16 protein-coding genes and 2 pseudogenes are annotated in these 18,331 nt (G+C 37.7%); 12 read left to right on the top strand and 6 right to left on the bottom strand.

Going from position 1 to position 18,331, the window contains the following annotated elements; all coding sequences use genetic code 11:
• Positions 1 to 31: 31 nt before the first annotated feature.
• A pseudogene (locus tag O2S85_RS14205) lies at positions 32 to 172 on the bottom strand (IS256 family transposase); the annotation flags it as partial.
• 36 nt (positions 173 to 208) lie between these two features.
• Here O2S85_RS14205 and O2S85_RS14200 point away from each other — a divergent pair.
• From O2S85_RS14200 to celB, 8 genes are all read left to right on the top strand, one after another.
• A complete protein-coding gene (locus tag O2S85_RS14200) occupies positions 209 to 529 on the top strand; it encodes a hypothetical protein (RefSeq protein ID WP_269409955.1) in 321 nt (106 codons plus the stop codon).
• A gap of 167 nt (positions 530 to 696) precedes the next feature.
• Positions 697 to 1,218 (top strand): hypothetical protein, encoded by a 522-nt coding sequence (locus O2S85_RS14195; RefSeq protein ID WP_269409954.1) that lies wholly within the window; start codon positions 697 to 699, stop codon positions 1,216 to 1,218.
• 354 nt (positions 1,219 to 1,572) lie between these two features.
• Positions 1,573 to 3,489, top strand: coding sequence for a BglG family transcription antiterminator (locus O2S85_RS14190; RefSeq protein ID WP_269409953.1), 1,917 nt, complete (start codon positions 1,573 to 1,575; stop codon positions 3,487 to 3,489).
• A 255-nt stretch (positions 3,490 to 3,744) separates the two neighbouring features.
• Positions 3,745 to 5,175: a 6-phospho-beta-glucosidase gene (locus O2S85_RS14185; protein ID WP_269409952.1), complete on the top strand. Its 1,431-nt coding sequence runs from the start codon at positions 3,745 to 3,747 to the stop codon at positions 5,173 to 5,175.
• A 49-nt stretch (positions 5,176 to 5,224) separates the two neighbouring features.
• Positions 5,225 to 5,545, top strand: coding sequence for a PTS cellobiose transporter subunit IIB (locus tag O2S85_RS14180; protein WP_269409951.1), 321 nt, complete (start codon positions 5,225 to 5,227; stop codon positions 5,543 to 5,545).
• A 199-nt stretch (positions 5,546 to 5,744) separates the two neighbouring features.
• On the top strand, positions 5,745 to 6,071 hold the full coding sequence (locus tag O2S85_RS14175) for a PTS cellobiose transporter subunit IIA (protein ID WP_269409950.1): 327 nt from the start codon (positions 5,745 to 5,747) through the stop codon (positions 6,069 to 6,071).
• Positions 6,072 to 6,226: 155 nt separating this feature from the next.
• Positions 6,227 to 6,589 (top strand): hypothetical protein, encoded by a 363-nt coding sequence (locus tag O2S85_RS14170; protein WP_269409949.1) that lies wholly within the window; start codon positions 6,227 to 6,229, stop codon positions 6,587 to 6,589.
• A 17-nt stretch (positions 6,590 to 6,606) separates the two neighbouring features.
• Positions 6,607 to 7,968, top strand: a complete 1,362-nt coding sequence (gene celB / locus O2S85_RS14165) for a PTS cellobiose transporter subunit IIC (protein WP_269409948.1) — start codon at positions 6,607 to 6,609, stop codon at positions 7,966 to 7,968.
• Between the two features lie 159 nt (positions 7,969 to 8,127).
• Here celB and O2S85_RS14160 read toward each other — a convergent pair whose 3' ends face one another.
• From O2S85_RS14160 to O2S85_RS14150, 3 genes are all read right to left on the bottom strand, one after another.
• A complete protein-coding gene (locus O2S85_RS14160) occupies positions 8,128 to 8,949 on the bottom strand; it encodes an HAD family hydrolase (RefSeq protein ID WP_269409947.1) in 822 nt (273 codons plus the stop codon).
• 35 nt (positions 8,950 to 8,984) lie between these two features.
• Positions 8,985 to 9,560, bottom strand: a complete 576-nt coding sequence (locus tag O2S85_RS14155) for a histidine phosphatase family protein (RefSeq protein ID WP_269409946.1) — start codon at positions 9,558 to 9,560, stop codon at positions 8,985 to 8,987.
• Between the two features lie 160 nt (positions 9,561 to 9,720).
• Entirely contained in the window at positions 9,721 to 11,103 is a 1,383-nt protein-coding gene (locus tag O2S85_RS14150; protein WP_269409945.1) for a 6-phospho-beta-glucosidase, read from the bottom strand.
• A 179-nt stretch (positions 11,104 to 11,282) separates the two neighbouring features.
• Between O2S85_RS14150 and O2S85_RS14145 the strand changes: the two genes are divergently transcribed.
• From O2S85_RS14145 to O2S85_RS14130, 4 genes and pseudogenes are all read left to right on the top strand, one after another.
• A complete protein-coding gene (locus O2S85_RS14145) occupies positions 11,283 to 12,149 on the top strand; it encodes a MurR/RpiR family transcriptional regulator (protein WP_269409944.1) in 867 nt (288 codons plus the stop codon).
• 42 nt (positions 12,150 to 12,191) lie between these two features.
• Positions 12,192 to 12,968 carry a Cof-type HAD-IIB family hydrolase gene (locus O2S85_RS14140; RefSeq protein WP_269409943.1) on the top strand — a complete coding sequence of 259 codons (777 nt, stop codon included), beginning with the start codon at positions 12,192 to 12,194 and terminating at the stop codon, positions 12,966 to 12,968.
• 73 nt (positions 12,969 to 13,041) lie between these two features.
• A pseudogene (locus O2S85_RS14135) lies at positions 13,042 to 13,182 on the top strand (SDR family oxidoreductase); the annotation flags it as partial.
• Positions 13,183 to 13,593: 411 nt separating this feature from the next.
• Positions 13,594 to 14,763 (top strand): MFS transporter, encoded by a 1,170-nt coding sequence (locus O2S85_RS14130; protein ID WP_269409942.1) that lies wholly within the window; start codon positions 13,594 to 13,596, stop codon positions 14,761 to 14,763.
• Positions 14,764 to 15,560: 797 nt separating this feature from the next.
• On the opposite strand, the gene O2S85_RS14125 is transcribed toward O2S85_RS14130, so the two are convergent.
• Both O2S85_RS14125 and O2S85_RS14120 read right to left on the bottom strand, forming a co-directional pair.
• Complete coding sequence (locus O2S85_RS14125) at positions 15,561 to 16,952, bottom strand: NAD-dependent succinate-semialdehyde dehydrogenase (RefSeq protein ID WP_269409941.1); 1,392 nt, start codon at positions 16,950 to 16,952, stop codon at positions 15,561 to 15,563.
• The gene (locus O2S85_RS14120) at positions 16,903 to 18,315 is read right to left on the bottom strand and encodes an APC family permease (protein ID WP_269409940.1); all 1,413 of its coding nucleotides are present in this window, start codon (positions 18,313 to 18,315) and stop codon (positions 16,903 to 16,905) included. Before O2S85_RS14120 ends, O2S85_RS14125 begins: the two co-directional genes overlap by 50 nt.
• Positions 18,316 to 18,331: the final 16 nt, after the last annotated feature.

The raw sequence follows: 18,331 nt of genomic DNA, 5'->3' as shown, positions 1-18,331 counted from the left end.
CTAATGTTAATGGGAATAACAAGAATAAACTACTTTTCAATTCAGGGTGTTCGACCTCGAAAAACTGCTTTCTTTCTTCCTCCATGATGGTCTCCAACTGCTCTTTGACAAAGTCACGTACAAGGTTGTCCAGTTGATTTATAAAGTCATGATCCGTTATACTTTGAGACATGGTAGGGTTTCTCCTCTCTTTATTTGTTGTCCAATTTTGAGGATACCCTACCTCTTTTTTCGTCTCAAATATTTTATACAAACTATTTTACGTCATCACGGTAAAGGATTAGGGGTAGATGTACCAGATGTCATTTCATCTGTTGCAATTCTACTAATAGGTGATATTCAAAGTAATAGTGAACCTTGGCTGAAATTAATAAGGAAAGTCCTAAACAGTGAATCAGACTTTGAGGAATGTACAGATAATAATTGTACATTGGAAATAAAACAAGGTATTACAAAAATAATTGATAATTATAGTGAGGAAGAAGATGAAGAGTGTCTCATTGAACAAATGAACTTGAAAGGATTATAGAATTATGGACTAGAAAATTATGTGAGATGGAGTATACAAATTATTAAAGCCTTGATAAATTCGTGGCACATCAAGTTCATATCAAATATCCGGAACTGTAAATGTAGTAGTGTAGTCGGTTCAAATAGGGAAAGAGTAGGACAGTTATATTCCAAGTAGGTGAATTTATGATTAATATAAAAACGTTTATAAATAAACCAAATGTCCAAATTAAAAATTTAAAAGAAGCTATGGGAAACCCGGCTAAATATTTCATTAACATTGATAGTGAGACGGAAATAAAAAAATACGATAAAAATTTGGATTTCAATTATCTGAACGGTGCTATAATTATCGAATATTATAACAAACTGTTAATGGATTGTAGTCTTTGGGATTTGGTTGACCAATTGTGGAGCTATATTATTAAATTGGTAGAAGATGTTATACATACTGGTTATGGTGTGACTTATTTTCCGGACCAACCAGTGAAGGTTGAAATAAAAGTCATTTCAAAGGACTTAGTATTATTTACACTAGATGAGGGAAAAATAACGGGCGAAACGCTACCAATGCATGAGTTTATAAATGCTTTATTAAATAGTGCAGAAAATTTTTTTAGTAGACTCACCTCATATTTTGAGGATGACATAGATTTTAGTTATGAATTAAGTAAAATAAAATCTATTCGAGAACAATTCAATAATTGAAACTTGGATAAATTGACGGCGGTTATTCCTAAGATAACCGTCTTTTGTTACGGGTACAGCACACGCAAAGGCTACAGGTTTTGACCGCGCCGAACAGCCGGTAAATAGTCAACATAGGTGCTTTTGATCTGCTTCCAAACTCATTCATGATTTCTTAGGAAAAATTACCAAATTTGATAGAAAATAAAAAAAGGGCACGGTTCTAAAGTTTCATTTTTTAATATTTTGCCATAAATACCCCCACTTTTTACCCGGGAAATTATGATACAATTATAAGTGTACCGCGCTGTCCACACAATTACTTTGGATAACGTATATATGTTACACCATTGTTATCGCTTAGGAAGTGATTACTTGAATACACGTTTACAAAGGATACTTGAAGAATTAAGATTGGCTCAAGGACCCTCGACTAGTTCTGAAATTGCGTCTTTGTTGCAGGTCAGTTCTAAAACGATACGTAATGATGTAAAGATGTTAAATGAGCTATTAGAATCATATGGTGCACATATAGCATCCGCAAGAGGATTAGGATATCAACTTGTTATTCAGAATGAGCAACTGTTTCATCAATTTATTCAGTCCCAAGACAATGATCAACAGGAAGATATTCCTTCCAATCATCAAGAACGTGTAAACTATTTAATGGAAAAGCTGCTCATGAGTTCGGATTATCGTAAAATTGAAGATTTGGCTGATGAGCTGTATATCAGCCGTTCTACATTACAGCATGAGTTAAGGCATATTCGCGATATCCTAAAGGAATATAACTTAATTTTAGACCAAAGACCTTATCACGGTATTAAGGTTATTGGGGATGAAACACAAATCAGGTATTGTATTTCGGAGTATTTGTTTAATCAACAATCAACCTTAAAAGACAATATGGATGACTGGTTAGGAATTTTAACTGAGGAAGAATTGGAAGTTATTAAAGATAGTGTTTTATTTAATCTAAGAAAACACCATATTATTATTTCGGATATCAGTTTGCAAAATTTAATTACTCATATTGCCATTGCTTGTAAGCGGATACGGGAGAGTAACTCCGTTCAGATGGTTCATCATCACTTGCAAGAGATAGAAACGAAGAAAGAGTTTTTAGTTGCAAAGGAAATCGCAAAAGCTATTCATGACAAACTTTATATTTCATTTTCCAATCACGAGGTTGCATACTTGGCGATTCATTTACAAGGAACGAAGCTTACAAATTCATCTGTTCTTCATATGGAAGTTAATTCTGTTATCGATCGTGATATTCAAGAAACAGTTACAGAAATGATAAAACGTATTGATGATGAATATGGGTTTCATTTAACTAATGATAAGGAACTGTTGTTAGCGATGAGTTTGCATTTAAAACCAGCAATAAATCGGTATAAATTCAAGATGAACATTAGGAATCTAATGTTAGACGAGATAAAATCAAAATACCCATTATCCTTCAATGCTGCATTAATTGGAGCACAAGTTGTACAAGAGAAGATGGATATCATGATTGATGAAAGTGAGATCGGCTTCCTGGCCCTCCATATTGAAGCGGCACAAGAAAGGCAAAAAAAGAATACAAAAAATGCCCCAAGGTGCTTAATCGTCTGTGCATCTGGCTTGGGTAGTGCGCAGCTTTTAATGTACAAGCTTCAGAATGAATTTGGAGATCATCTAAATATTATGGGATCCACAGAATACTATAATTTGCTGCAACAGCCATTCCATGACATCGATTTCATAATCAGCACGATTCCAATTGAGGAAAAATTACCTGTTCCTGTCATACACGTAAGTACCATTCTTGGGGAAACAGATTTAAATAAAATTAATACGTTATTGAATCAGGGTGAGTTTGTATCAGATAAGTATTTACGGAAAAAATATACTTATTTTCAAAAGGACTTCTGTACGAAAGAAGAGGTTTTGCACTTTATCTGTAAAGAACTTGAATCCGATGGGAAAGTTGATGGAAACTATATAGAGTCGGTGCTTAAACGGGAGAGCTTTTCTCCAACTAGTTTTGGTAATATGGTTGCTATTCCGCACCTGATTGACCCGCAAACGGAAGATACATTTTGGTCAGTTGTAACACTTCAAAAGCCGATTCAATGGGGAGACAAGCCTGTACAGTTAATCGTTCTACTAAATATTAGCAAAGATATAAAACATGATTTAAAACCAATGTATTGCTGGTTAATGGACCTATTAGATGATAGGTATACGGTAAGAGAAATTTTGCAATGTAAGACTTATGAACAATTAAAAATGATAATAAAGTAAGATCAGACTGCTAGAATACCCGGGAAATGACTGCCTCCTGGGTGTTTTTCACGTTGAAGGATTCCAACTTGGTGTAAGGAACTTCCTTTGTTAACGGAAAATATGTCCCTGTATTTGAATCCGCTTACATAATACAATGAAGACAACAGGGAAACGATTTTTCTCGTAGTGTCGAAAAATGACAGATCCCGTTAGATCACTTAAAAACATCAATGTTGCGTAAGTGAACAAGATATAAGAAGGAGTGGATTTCCGATGTCAAAACTACCTGATAGTTTCCTATGGGGTGGCGCTGTCGCCGCGCATCAACTAGAAGGTGCTTGGAAAGAAGGCGGCAAAGGGGTTAGTGTTGCTGACGTTATGACCAAAGGCGCACATGGTGTACCTCGTGAAATTACAGATGGCGTGATTGAAGGTAAAAATTATCCAAACCATGAAGCTATTGACTTCTATCATCGATACAAAGAGGATATTGCATTGTTTGCCGAAATGGGTTTTAAATGTTTTAGAACCTCCATCGCTTGGTCACGTATTTTCCCAAATGGTGATGAAGCTGAGCCGAATGAAGAAGGGTTAAAATTTTATGATGACTTATTTGATGAGTGTTTAAAGCATGGTATTGAACCGGTTGTTACATTGTCTCACTTTGAAATGCCATACCATCTGGTTACAGAATATGGCGGTTTTAGGAATCGTAAATTAGTTGATTTCTTCACTAACTTTGCACGCGTATGTTTCGAGCGCTATAAAGACAAAGTGAAGTATTGGATGACATTTAACGAAATTAATAACCAGGCAAATTTTCATGAAGATTTCGCGCCTTTTACAAACTCTGGCGTGAAATATAAAGATGGTGAAGATCGCGAAAGCATTATGTATCAAGCTGCGCATTACGAGCTCGTGGCAAGTGCAAAGGCAGTAAATATTGGTCATGCGATCAATCCTGATTTCCAAATCGGATGTATGATTGCGATGTGCCCGATTTATCCATCAACTTCTCATCCAAAAGATATTTTAATGGCGCAAAAGGCAATGCAAAAACGTTATTACTTTGCAGATGTTCATGTTCATGGAGAATATCCTGGACACATGACAAGGTATTTTGAGCGTAAAAAATTTAATTTGGATATTACCAAAGAAGATTTGGAAGTCTTGAAGAAAGGTACGGTAGATTATATCGGCTTCAGTTACTACATGTCATTTACAATCAGCCATAAACAATCTAATGAAGAATATGACTATAATGAGTCGCGCGATAAAGTTGAAAACGAATATGTTAAAACTTCGGATTGGGGGTGGGCAATTGATCCAGAAGGTCTGCGTTATGCCTTAAACTGGTTTACCGATATGTATCATTTACCACTCTTTATTGTAGAAAATGGATTGGGTGCAGTTGATGAATTTGCAGAAGACGGCAAGATTCACGATGATTATCGCATTGGATATCTTAGGGCACACATCGAACAAATGATTAAAGCCGTGGATGAAGACGGTGTTGATTTAATGGGATATACCCCATGGGGATGTATTGATCTAGTATCAGCGGGTACTGGCGAAATGAAAAAACGGTACGGATTTATCTATGTTGATAAAGATAATGATGGTAATGGTACTTTAGAGCGTTATCGCAAAGATTCTTTCTACTGGTATAAAGATGTTATCGGTTCAAATGGTGAGAAGTTGTAGCAAGAAGCATAGCTATTTAAAAAAATATAATGTAATGGAGGAATGCAGGATGAAACAAGTTTTAATTATTTGTGCAGGTGGTATGTCATCTTCTTTATTGGCAAAGAAGGCAACGGAGTATCTAAAAAGTAAAGACCATGATATTGAAGTAGATGCCGTTTCTGCTACGGAAGGCAGTAAGAAGATTGAAAACAGTGACTTTGATTTATTCTTAGTGAGTCCTCAAACAAAAATGTACTTTAAAAATCTCAAAGCAGCTGGTGATCGTGCGGGTAAGCCGGTTGTAAACATTCCACCGCAGGCATACGTTCCGATTCCTATGGGCATTGAGAAATTAGGCAACTTAATCTTGGAGGAACTTCCAAATTAATGATGATCAATTAGAAGGAAAAAATAAATCATTTCATCAAACAGGATCAATTGCTCGTTACATTGTGTTTCATTCCACTTATCGTATAAAGTTCTAAAGTGGAGCAATTTTTTTCAGCGGGCAGTTGAACCTATTTCTAGCCCACTTGACGTATAAAAGAATTATGATTGCAACTTTGATATAAGAGAGGAAGATATTGGTGGATCAAGAACAAATTCAAAGCGTTGCCTTTGAAATTATATTGCATAGCGGCTCATCAAGAACAATGATTCATGAAGCCTTTAAAATGATGAGAAATAATGAATTTGAAAACGCTGCAACCAAGCTGGAAGAAGCAAATGATGAATTATTGATCGCACATCAATCCCAAACATCATTATTACAACATTATTCTTCTGGAGAAAAAATCAATATGGAAATTATTATGGTTCATGCACAAGATCACTTAATGACAACGATGACATTGAGAGAGGTTGCACTGGAAATGTCATCTCTATATGAAAGACTTGCGAAAATGGAAAAATGAGGGATTTATATATGGAAAACAATGGAAGGGAACTAGTAGAAAAAAATAGAAAAGAAACAAGTATTAAATCCATGTATTTTAACAGGTATTTACTTGTTAGATATGTTTCTGCATTATTTTTTTTCACGAATGTATACTGGCTAATTTCACTGTTAATGAGTGATTCTTCGCTATATTTCATCCCGTTGATGTTAATGATCGTAATCGTCATTAGTGTAGCGGAACAAGTGAAAATGTATAGTGACCATACCAATAATGCCAAGTATACAAAATATTGCTTTATCATTTTGTTCGGTACAAATGTGATGTTAATAATACCGACTTGTTTTTCTATGTCTTTCACTCAATTATATCCTTTTCTCTTAGATCAAGAGAAGTCTAGAATATTAGTTTTGGTTATTTTGACTATTGGGATACTATTAAGTTCATTTGTTCTCCATCGTTTATACAAGATTAAACATAATGAGGATAAGCATTATAAACGTATCAAGAAATATGAAGAAGCTATTAATGTATAAGGAAATGGGGTATTCCTATGGCAGAAGAAAATGAAAGTAAAGTATTTGCTCTTTTGGAAAAATATCTAATGGGTCCGATGGGTAAAGTAGCATCCTGGCGTTTTGTACGTGCAATTATGGCTGCGGGCATGGCTTCTATCCCGTTTGTAATCGTAGGTTCGATGTTCCTAGTGTTAAATGTATTACCGGAGACGTTTACATTTTTAGAAGGCTTTTTTGACAATACGTTTTTTAGATTTAGTGACTTGTATATGCTGGCGAATAAGGCAACTATGGGGATATTAGCGTTATATTTCGGCCTTGTAGTGGGATATGAGTATACAAAAATATTTGCTGACGAAGAAGAGTTAAATCTAAATCCCTTAAATGGCGCTTTACTAACTTTGTTTGCATTTTTTATGACCGTTCCTCAGTTAGTTTGGAAAAATGGAGAAATGTCTTTAATAGACAAAATGGGTGATGACAATATAATTGTTAATGGATGGGAAATGGTAGCGGATGGAGTAAGTCGTTTGGATGCTACAGGAGTGTTCACAGCGATCATTATGGCTATTATATCCGTACAATTATACAGATTGTGTGTGAAACGAAACTGGGTTATCAAAATGCCTGATCAGGTACCAGAAGGTGTTAGCAGATCATTTACCGCATTAATACCAGCATTCGTAGTTTCTTTCGTTGTCATCCTAATTAACGGTGTATTAGTTGTGTTAGGTACTGATATATTTAAACTAGTAGCAATTCCTTTTGGATTTGTTGTTCATTTAACAAACAGCTGGGTAGGTATTTTAGTGATTTTCTTCATAATCCATGCACTTTGGATTGTTGGTATACATGGGGCAACTATTATTTCAGGAATACTGACACCGGTCGTTCTTACAAATCTGCAAGCGAATATAAATGGAGCAAGTATTCCATTTGCAGGTGAGTTTCAAAACGCGTTCGTTGTTATAGGCGGTTCTGGTTCTACTTTGGGGTTATGTATTTTTATTGCATTTTTAGCCAAGTCGAAACAATTAAGCGTCTTAGGCAAATCAGCTATTGCTCCCGGTATTTTTAATATTAATGAACCATTGATATTTGGATTACCGATTGTATATAATCCATTCTTGGCTATTCCTTTCTTTTTAGCACCAATGGTTTCCGCATCAATAGGTTATTGGACAATTAAACTAAATATTGTTCAACCAATTATTGCACAGATGCCATGGCCTACCCCGGGAGGTGCGGGAGCCTTTATTAGTACAGGCGGAGACTATATAGCGATCATTGTTGCATTGATTTGTGCTATAGCAGCATTTCTCATTTGGTTGCCATTCATTAAAATGTATGATAAGAAGCTAGTTAAGCAAGAAAAAGGTGAAGATGCGTTAATTTGATTAAGGCCAGTAAGTCAACCGAAATTATTCACAACCTCGAAATAAAATAGAAAATAATAAGAAACGCCCTGATTTTATCTCGGGGCGCTTCTTTTATAAGGCGTAAGTGGCATTAATAAATACAGGGTTTACATTTCTTCAGCCAACATGTTTTCTTTTTCAATTTCCACATGATGACCTGCTTTCTTGTAAAGTTAACATTTGAATAATCGTCCTCAGAACACCGTCTTCTTCATTGGAACGGGTAATGAAATTCGCAGCATCTTTTGTATCTTGAACCGCATTTCGGACAGCAAAGCTATAGGTACTGCGGGTCATGAGCTCTATATCATTGTAGCCGTCTCCAAATGCCATCGTTTCTTCCGGCGTTACTTGCAATAACTGCTGTAGGTGTTCAACGGTGGTGCCTTTATGAACATTGGCATTAGCTATGTCAATCCAGGCTGCTTCCGATGCGACAATATAAGCTGACCCGAAAAAGCGAGATAGTTTTTCCCTGGTTTCGAAACATCGAAGGGCTGGATCGTGGACGGTAATCTTAACAAAATCCTCTTGAATCTCATTAAAATCGGATACTTGCTTTACTTGAGCATAGGACTTTCTGACAATAGCAGCTTCTTCTTGAGGAGTGTTATCTTTTATAACCGCACAATTTCTTGTACACGCAATAATGGTATGATCCAAGCTTATTTCCTCAAGTAAACGGATAATTTCCAGTCCTAATTGATTGCTTAGCAAGGATTCATAAACAAATTCGCCGTTATGCTTGATTCGGGTGGCACTATCCCCTAGGATCCATAAATCATGTGCATCATTACCAAATAACTCTTCAACACGTTCACATTGTTTACCGGTAACTGGAGCAAAAACAACGCCTTTTTCTTTCATTAGCCTTTTGACATCCTTGTATAGTTCCCTGTTAAAGTCACCACCATTATTTAAGAACGTTCCATCCATATCAGATAGCACCAATTTAATCATATAATTTTCTCCTTATTTTAAAAAAACGTTTGGGCTCATAGTTTACTAAAATCATGATTAATAATTTCAACTAATTCAAATTCATTATTCTCGTATTCAAATTTCAAAATACAACAATTGCCAATCTTTTCTTGTTGCGTAATGGAACTAGTATGTTCCCAGTATCTCATGAAATTTCTACAAGCTGCTCCATGGGATACGGCTAAAACAACTTTATTATCTTCTTCCATTATGTTTTGACATGTTTCAGCAACCCTTTTTTGAAATTCGGTTTGTCCTTCTCCGCCAAAGGTAACAAAGAAATCCTCATAGGGAAGTGGTGGGTTTAAGTCCTCACTCTCACCTTCAAATGTTCCAAAATTCCATTCCTTTAAACCTTTTAATCTCGTATAAGGTGTGTCGGTCACAATTTCCAAAGTATCACAGGCTCTTTCAGATGTGGAGCTATAGGCATCATCGAAAACTATATTGTGCTCCTTAAAATACTTTGCGGCAGTCTCTGCTTGTTTGATTCCTAATTTTGTAAGTGGTGAGTCACACCAACCTTGAATTTTCCTTCTCACATTAAATATAGTTTGTCCATGCCTCATTAGATATAATGTTTTTTTCATTTGTATGCACCTCGTATGATAGTTTAGAGTTCATATATAGCGCCTTACCAGTTGGATTTAGACAACTGGTAAGGCGCTATATGGTTTTTACCTCAAAATTAATGATGGATCATTTACGAGTAATCCTCATTGCTTCTTTATCATATAAGGCATTACGTTTTTAGTTCAAATTTCCGGCTACTTCATCTTTAACGGTGAGTCCATCTGCTTCCAATTCCACAATTTTTCCTGCAAACTGTGGTAAATATTTTTTATGGGCAATCAATAGTTCATCTAAAACACGCTTTGCAGTTTCACCACTAGGAATGAGTGGGTTGATAGTGAATGCTTGTAATGCCAAACCGTAGTCGCCGGTTACTGCTGCTTCTTCCACACATAACTCCATATTCTTCATTAATTGCAGCCAACCTTTTTCAGCTGGTTGAAGCGAGCCGAAAGCAATTGGTCTTGCTCCTGCTGCACCGATATAGGCAGAAACTTCGACAACGTCATCTGGAGCCAAATCAGGAACAGCGCCGTTATTCTTCGTTGAAACAACCATATGGGTATTTTTGTTGGCATAGATAGAAGTAATGGTTTCGCAAGCGGCATCCGAGTAATGGGCACCACCACGTTTTGATAATTGTTCAGGTTTATAATTTAAATTTGGATCCTTATACAACTCAAACAATTCTGCTTCTGTTTGTTTCACTTGCTGGGCCCTCGTACCAACATTTGGATCATTGTATTCTTCCAGCATGTGTTGCAACATTTCTTCATAGCGGTAGTAATAACGATGATAGCCACAAGGGATCATGTTCATCTGTTTCAGTTGTTCAATAAAGAATGGTGTATCATGAATATTTGCCGGAATACCCGAATCATTACCATACATTTTATCAATGATTTCAGAAGTAACATCATTTCCTTGTAAATCTTTCACGCGATGCCAGTGGAAGTGATTTAAGCCGGCAAAGGAATAAATAAGTTCATCCAAAGTTTTTCCGATTAATTCTGGTTCGGCCATCATGGCGCCAACTGGAACATTACACAAGCCAATAACTTTTTCCCATTTACCGTAACGAATAATGGCATCCGTTACCATTCCACTCGGGTTCGTAAAGTTGATTAACCAGGCATTCGGGCATAATTCCTTCATATCTTCCACAATGTTTAAAATAACCGGGATGGTCCTAAATGCCTTGAAAATCCCGCCAGCCCCGTTGGTTTCTTGTCCCGTCATACCATAGGATAAAGGAATTCTTTCATCTTTTACCCGGGCATTTAATAAACCAACTCTAAATTGAGTGGTTACAAAGTCAGCATCTTTTAATGCTTTGCGACGATCCAATGTTGTATGAACTTTCACATCATAAGGAGAAGCATCCCACATTCTTTGCGCCATCTTGGCAACAATGTCCAGCTTTTCCTTGCCATCTTCTATATCAACAAGCCAAATTTCTCTGATTGGAAGTTCTTCATATCTGTTAATAAATCCTTCCATCAATTCCGGAGTATAGCTGCTTCCTCCACCAATGGTTACAATTTTTACACCGTTTGCCATACATCATTCCTCCTCTTTCTTTCTATTATAAAAGGGTCGGAATGGGAAACAAGAGAACAGCGAACAAATCCTTTGCCGTTTACAAATCCATTTACAAAAATCCATTATTTTTGTAAATGCTATTTACGGCGGGTCGTGTTATAGTATAAGTGGTGATTGATATGTTATTGACGGAAAAAATGAAAGGAGATATTTTCTCTCCATCTGAAAAAGGAATCGTTCGTTATATGTTTGAACAGAGGGAAAATATTCAAGGTAAAACAGCAAAACAGATCGCGAAAGAAACGTATACGCATCCCTCTACATTAATAAGAGTTGCCAAAAAACTTGGATACAACGGATGGGTCGAGCTGAGAAATATTTTTCTTGAAGAAATTGACTATCTGAACAGCCATTTTAATCATATTGATGCAAATTATCCTTTTAGCGAACAAGATAATGTAATGACCATTGCCAACAAAATGGCTGTATTGAATCAAATGACCATTAGTGACACGTTATCCTTAATAAACAATGATGAATTACAAAAGGCAACAGATCTTTTGAATCAAGCAGAAGAAATCAAGATATTTTCGTTGAACAACAACCTGGACATCTGTCATGATTTTAAATCACAGATGGTTCGGATTGGCAAAAAGGTCAATCTTTGTACAGTAGATCAAGGGTATGAGGCAGCCAGCTGCAATTCGAATACTTGTGCTATTGTTATTTCCTATACTGGGGAGACTTCTGGTATTATTGGTTTATTACCGATGTTAAGGAAGAAGGGGACTCCTATCATTGCCTTAACAAGTATAGGAGATAATACCTTAACAACATACGCGGACTGTATTTTCAGAATTACTACTCGAGAAAAATTGTACTCCAAAATAGGCAGCTTTAGTTCGAATGATTCCATCTCGTTTTTGTTGGATCTTCTTTACGGATGTGTATTTTCCAGGAATTATAGAAATAATCTGGAATATAAAATTCGTATTTCCAAATATTATGATCACCGAAAAAGTTCCAATGAAGTGATGCAGGAAGGTAATCACGATAATGTTTAAAAGACAAATACTAAAATATGAGAGAGAATAGGGGAGAGTAAGATGACTCGAAACATTATTTTTTTTGATATAGACAGTACATTGCTAGATGATGAAAAAGAGTTGCCCGATTCTACGCGAGAAGCGGTTCAACAATTACAGGATGACGGGCATATTGTTGCAATTGCTACCGGACGCGCACCATTTGCTTTTAAAGATTTAAGAGAAGCATTAAATATAACAACATATGTCAGTCTTAATGGGCAATATGTCGTCTACAACAATCAAGTAATCTATAAAAATCAGCTGGATTTCACAGCTTTAAGTCATTTAAACGAGGAAGCAACTAACAGTAAGCATCCATTGGTTTACCTTGATCATGAAGATTGGCGCTCAAGTGTGGAACATCATCCATTCCTGGAAGAAGCGATCACCTCTTTAAAAATCAACCAACCCGTTACTTTTGATCCTAATTATTATCGCAATCGTGATATTTATCAAGCATTATTATTTTGTGATGGGGAAGCCGAACAACAGTATAGAGAAAAGTTCCGTCAGTTTGAATTTATTCGTTGGCATCGTTATTCGGTAGATGTTTTGCCAAATGGTGGCTCGAAAGCAAATGGAATTAAAAATTTGATTCATCATCTTGGCATTGATCTGCAACATGCATATGCTTTTGGGGATGGGTTAAACGATATAGAGATGCTAAAATTCATTCCGAACAGTGTGGCGATGGGAAATGCTGAGCCTCCAGTTAAAGAAGCAGCCAAGCATATAACCAAAGATGTCAATCACAATGGTGTTTTTCATGGTCTGAAGATTGTTGGACTTTTATAGGATAATGATGAAGATGAAGCGGCAGGCAAAGTCCCTCGCCGCTTTTATGGCTAAACGGTAATTAAATTGGGGTAACTCGATCCCATTAGGCAGAATTGGAAAACCAGATGATATTACACGGGTAATAGCCTTTCTCGCATCTGATGAAAGTTCTTATTGCAACGGTGCTGAAATTGTTATAGATGGTGGCTTAATATTAGGAACCGATGTTTAAATACGTTCAGTTGAAATTAGCTGAAAAGGTACCATCCTTTTCAGGGTTATCCAAACACCCTTTTAAAGTAAAATTAATCAAGATTCATCATGGGACATATGACTGTCCAAGCGTTCCGTAGCGAGCTTGGATGGTCTTTTTTTGGTGGCAGGAGCCTATTTGTTGTTTTTATAAAAAAAAATAGTGACTTTTTGGATTGAAATGTAGTACAATCAGGTGTGGATTAAATTGGTGAAATAAGGAACAGCTCTTCAATCTGATATGTATAATCATGTTTTTACACATTTTACGCATACTGTAATTGATCTTTATTTTTTTATTAACAACCAAGGCACGGGAAAAAAGTTCGGCTCTTCCTTCAGGGAAGGGTTTAATTTACGTGTTACAGTTTTTGAAAAGGAGTAACATGGTATGGAAAAAAACAAAATGGCGCTTATCATCGTATTAGCAAATTTATTTTTGGCATTTTTGGGAGTTAGTCTTGTTATTCCCGTTGTGCCAACCATTATAAATGAATTACATTTATCCGGTTCAATTGCTGGATATCTTGTTGCGGCATTTGCCTTTTTACAGCTGCTGGCTTCACCGATTGCCGGAAAATGGGTGGATCGTTTGGGGCGGAAGAGAATGATTGTAATTGGATTGGTCATCTTTGCCTTTTCTGAATTTCTATTCGGTATTGGGCAGGATGTTGTTGTACTATTCATTTCGCGCATGTTTGGCGGTGTCAGTGCAGCTTTTATCATGTCCGCGGTTACGGCTTATATTGCCGATATTACTTCGCTTGAATACCGCCCAAAAGCACTTGGATATATGTCAGCGGCCATTAACACAGGATTTATCATCGGACCAGGAGTAGGAGGTTTTTTGGCAGGGATTGGAACCAGGGTACCATTTTTCTTTGCTGCTGGTTTTGCGTTGGTGGCGGTTGTATTTTCGGTTATTTTACTGCATGAGCCTGAGCGGCATCATGACGCTGTACAACAGGTGCCGGGAGCACAAACAACGGGCTGGAAGCGAATATTTACACCAGTCTATCTTATTTCTTTTTTGATTATCTTTATTTTTTCGTTTGGTCTGTCATCGTTTGAATCGTTATTTTCCTTGTTTGCCGACCATAAATTTGGTTTTACACCGACAGATATTGCCATTATGATTTCGGGTGGCGGTATATTAGGTGCGGTATTTCAGGTTGTCTTTTTTGGTTACTTTATCAAATGGTTTGGAGAGATTCGGTTAATCCGTTACTGCTTGATTTTCTCGACAGTTTTGGTGTTAATAATGACCTTCGTGCACGAATATTACACAATATTGCTTGTTACAGTAACTATTTTTGTCGGTTTTGACTTAATGCGTCCGACTGTTACTAATTACCTGTCAAGGATTGCGGGAAATGAGCAAGGCTTTGTTGCCGGGATGAACTCCATGTTTACGAGTATCGGTAACGTGATCGGGCCAGTGATTGGTGGGCTTTTGTTCGATATCAATTTGGATTTTCCTTTTTACTTCGCAGCTATATTACTGGCCATAGGTGTTGGCCTCACCTTTGTGTGGAAAGGGGTTGCCAGGGAACATGCGTAGGGGCGACGCAATTTGTGTTTTTAAATAATGCCCCCACTTCTACTTACCTTTTCAAAAATTAATCGAAGTGGGGGATACATCCCAAAACAATAAATCCCTTTTCTTATAAACGTTTAAAATGAAGATAGTTCAACCAAGCGGGTTACAAATGCCTGTTTTAATCCATGTTAAACAAATGGCGTTTTTGTAAATTGAGCCGTAAAATGAATATTGGAATAACAGGATAAAAATGTGTACAAACATTAATTTCGTGGTATAATGAACATAGAAAAGTTATAAGTGCATACAATAATAAAGACCGTCCATGCTGATACATGGAACGGTCACAATAGACTGAACCCCGACAAGAGGGGTTGGTAGCTCAGGAAAATAATCCCTCACTTACCGGCTAAAGTGCATGAGGGATTATTTTTTATGGTTTTTGTCAGACATAATAAACGCCACCAACATCCCGAAAGATATCATCAGCGTTAGTGCACTAACAATGTCCATTGGTAAGCACCTCCCTCCCCGGGAAGTCTCCCAACGAAGACTAACGGCAGGTCGACAGTGCTACCAAACCCCTCATGCGAAGCCAGTCTATTATGTTTATTGTAACATATTGCAATCATTTATACTGTAATTAATAAGGGATTTTTCGAGTGTTTTCATATTGGGAAAATATAAGAATAAAGATCTTCAAGATCAGGAGCACCATGCTTAGGCGAAAGCAGTGGGAGACAAATATGGAAATCATTGATGCAACTATATAAAACCAGAGCTACACAAAGATGCAGCTCTGGTTTTTAAATTTAGTTTTACAAATTCCCAATCGATAAGTACTTCGTTTCCAAATAAGGTTCAATTCCTTCGATGCCACCTTCACGGCCAAGACCGCTTTCCTTCATGCCGCCAAATGGTGCATGGGCAGCGGATGGTCCGCCATCATTCCAGCCAACAATTCCGAAGTCAAGGTGATCATGTAAGTATGTCCCGGTTCGGTAATCATTGGTGAAGAAATAGGCTGCCAGACCGTATGGCGTATTATTGGCGATTTTTACCGCTTCGTCCAGCTCTTTAAAAGTAGTAATCGGAGCGATCGGGCCAAATGTTTCTTCGTGCATGATATCCATGTTATCATCGACATTTTTTAATACAGTTGGATAAACAAAGTAATAGCCTTTGTCGTCATCAGTATCATATTTATTACCCACCAAAACTTCGGCGCCTTTTTCCACCGCATCGTTTACCTGATCAACAATCTTATCGTAGCCTTTTTTGTTGATGATTGGTCCAACATCCGTACCTTCATCCATACCATTGCCGACCTTGAGTTTTTCCACTTCTTCTCTCAGCTTTTTACCATATTCTTCAGCAACATTTTCATGGATAATCAGCCGGTTGGCACAGACGCAGGTTTGTCCGGCATTTCTAAATTTGGTTGCGATTGTTTGTTTTACGGCAAAGTCAAGATCGGCATCCTCTGCAACGATCAGCGGGGCATGACCACCTAATTCCATCGTTACATGCTTAACCGAGTCAGCGCTGTTCTTGATCAACGTTTTACCAACAGGAGTCGAGCCGGTAAACGTGATCTTCCGGACGTAATCGCTATTGGTAAAAATATCTCCGGCGACACTTCCGCGAGTATTTACACATTGCACAACATCCTCGGGAATCCCCGCTTCATGGGCTAGTTCGACGATGCGAATCGCAGTTAACGGTGTTTCGACTGCTGGTTTGACAATAAAAGAACAGCCTGCTGCAAGTGCCGGTGCCGCTTTTCTGGTCATCATGGCAGCCGGGAAGTTCCAAGGGGTAATTGCTGCGACAAGTCCAACTGGTTGATGACTGACAATAATGCGCTTGGATTCCGCATTTGCCGGAATGGTACGGCCGTAAATCCGTTTTGCTTCTTCGGCATACCAGTCAATATAACTTGCTGCATAGTCCACTTCGCCTAATGATTCATGCATTGGTTTTCCATTTTCCTTGGTCATGATTTCAGCGATTTCTTGTTTGTTTTCTTTTACTTTGTTGGACCATGCCTGCAGTAAACGGGAGCGTTCATGGGCATTGACTTTTGCCCATTCCTTAAAAGCCTTGTGTCCAAGCTCCAGTTTTTGCTTGATTTCCTCCTCACTATCCATTTTGACTTCCTTAATGACTTCCCCCGTGGCTGGGTTCGTTACGTTGAATTGATTTGACATTGTTAGTGTCTCCTTTAATTGTTTTTGTTTGTATCATGTATAGACCAAATCCGATGATGCACCAAATACCTAGAATAATCCATTCACTCGGCCAACTAAGTGAAGATGGCATACCGGGTAAATAGAAGCTTATGAAAAGAATACTTAATACAATTGCTAGTGTACCAACCGTGCGCCAGTATTTCACTTTGTATGGTCTGTGTAAATCTGATTCTGCCCTCCGTAATTGTAAAAATGAAATGGAAACAATAAGATACCCGACAACAATACCAACGCCACCAGCATTGACAATCCATACCAGTGCCGGTCTTCCCATAAATGGGGCAAGGAAGGCCAACACTCCCAAAAAGACGATCGCATTTGTTGGCGTTTTGTATTTTGGATGAATATAACCAAACCATTTTGGAATCATGTCACGAATGGCCATTGCATAAAGAATCCGGCTGGCACCGATAATAAATGCATTCCAACTTGTTATAATGCCGGCAACCCCGCCCAAGACAAGCAGTGTTCCAAACCATTGACTACCAAACAAATTCACCATCGCATCGGCAGTTGCCAATTCTGTTACAGCAAGTTGCGAATCTGTTAGCCCTACCGTAACCCCGAAAACAATTAATAAATAGAAAATAACTGAGGTAATAATGGAAACAATTAATATTCGGCCAATAATTTTTGGTGGTGCTTTTATTTCCGATGCCACTTGTGGAATAACGTCAAACCCGACAAATAAAAACGGGATCATAATGAGTACGGACATTGTTCCACCAACGCCATGCTTAAAAAGTGGCTGTACATTAGTCATATTCCCATTTTTTATTGCGCCAAACACTAAAAGGATTCCAACTAATACGATTGCGACCGTAAACACGGACTGGAAAATGGCTGCCGGCTTAATGCCAAAATAGTTAAGTGCTGTTAATAGTATGGCCCCAATAGAACCGATCATCACCCACGTTAAATAAACATCCCATCCGCCTAATGACCATAGATAAACTTGATGATGGACGGGGATAACGTAATCTATAACAGTTGGTAGTGCTACAGCCTCAAAAGTCATGACAGACACATAGCCAAATAGAACTGCCCATGCCGCAACAAATGCACTCCTTTTGCCAAATGCCCGTAGCACAAAAACAAGTCCGCCACCTGTTTCCGGTATTGCTGCTGCCAATTCAGCGTATGTCATGCCAATAAAGATAACCAAAAGCCCACCAATGATAAACGAGATCACACTTCCCAAAAATCCGGCAGTAGTTATCCATTCACCGGAGAGAACAACCCAACCCCAGCCAAGCATTGCTCCCATTGCTAAAAATAAAACATCGGTCATGGACATTGATTTGGAAAATTTTTTGTTCATGTTGTTCCCCCCTGAT

It is taken from the genome of Lentibacillus daqui (assembly GCF_027186265.1).
In the GTDB taxonomy this organism is placed as follows: domain Bacteria; phylum Bacillota; class Bacilli; order Bacillales; family Amphibacillaceae; genus Lentibacillus_C; species Lentibacillus_C daqui.
This window is presented reverse-complemented; position numbering and strand designations above follow the sequence as displayed.

What these genes read in the sequence shown, in the direction of transcription:
- O2S85_RS14155 (WP_269409946.1), bottom strand. Translation starts at nt 9,560, where the DNA reads ATGAAAAAAACATTATATCTAATGAGGCATGGACAAACTATATTTAAT.
- O2S85_RS14130 (WP_269409942.1), top strand. Translation starts at nt 13,594, where the DNA reads ATGGAAAAAAACAAAATGGCGCTTATCATCGTATTAGCAAATTTATTT.
- O2S85_RS14180 (WP_269409951.1), top strand. Translation starts at nt 5,225, where the DNA reads ATGAAACAAGTTTTAATTATTTGTGCAGGTGGTATGTCATCTTCTTTA.
- O2S85_RS14150 (WP_269409945.1), bottom strand. Translation starts at nt 11,103, where the DNA reads ATGGCAAACGGTGTAAAAATTGTAACCATTGGTGGAGGAAGCAGCTAT.
- O2S85_RS14195 (WP_269409954.1), top strand. Translation starts at nt 697, where the DNA reads ATGATTAATATAAAAACGTTTATAAATAAACCAAATGTCCAAATTAAA.
- O2S85_RS14120 (WP_269409940.1), bottom strand. Translation starts at nt 18,315, where the DNA reads ATGAACAAAAAATTTTCCAAATCAATGTCCATGACCGATGTTTTATTT.
- O2S85_RS14185 (WP_269409952.1), top strand. Translation starts at nt 3,745, where the DNA reads ATGTCAAAACTACCTGATAGTTTCCTATGGGGTGGCGCTGTCGCCGCG.
- O2S85_RS14160 (WP_269409947.1), bottom strand. Translation starts at nt 8,949, where the DNA reads ATGATTAAATTGGTGCTATCTGATATGGATGGAACGTTCTTAAATAAT.
- O2S85_RS14125 (WP_269409941.1), bottom strand. Translation starts at nt 16,952, where the DNA reads ATGTCAAATCAATTCAACGTAACGAACCCAGCCACGGGGGAAGTCATT.
- O2S85_RS14140 (WP_269409943.1), top strand. Translation starts at nt 12,192, where the DNA reads ATGACTCGAAACATTATTTTTTTTGATATAGACAGTACATTGCTAGAT.
- O2S85_RS14145 (WP_269409944.1), top strand. Translation starts at nt 11,283, where the DNA reads ATGAAAGGAGATATTTTCTCTCCATCTGAAAAAGGAATCGTTCGTTAT.
- celB (WP_269409948.1), top strand. Translation starts at nt 6,607, where the DNA reads ATGGCAGAAGAAAATGAAAGTAAAGTATTTGCTCTTTTGGAAAAATAT.
- O2S85_RS14170 (WP_269409949.1), top strand. Translation starts at nt 6,227, where the DNA reads ATGAGTGATTCTTCGCTATATTTCATCCCGTTGATGTTAATGATCGTA.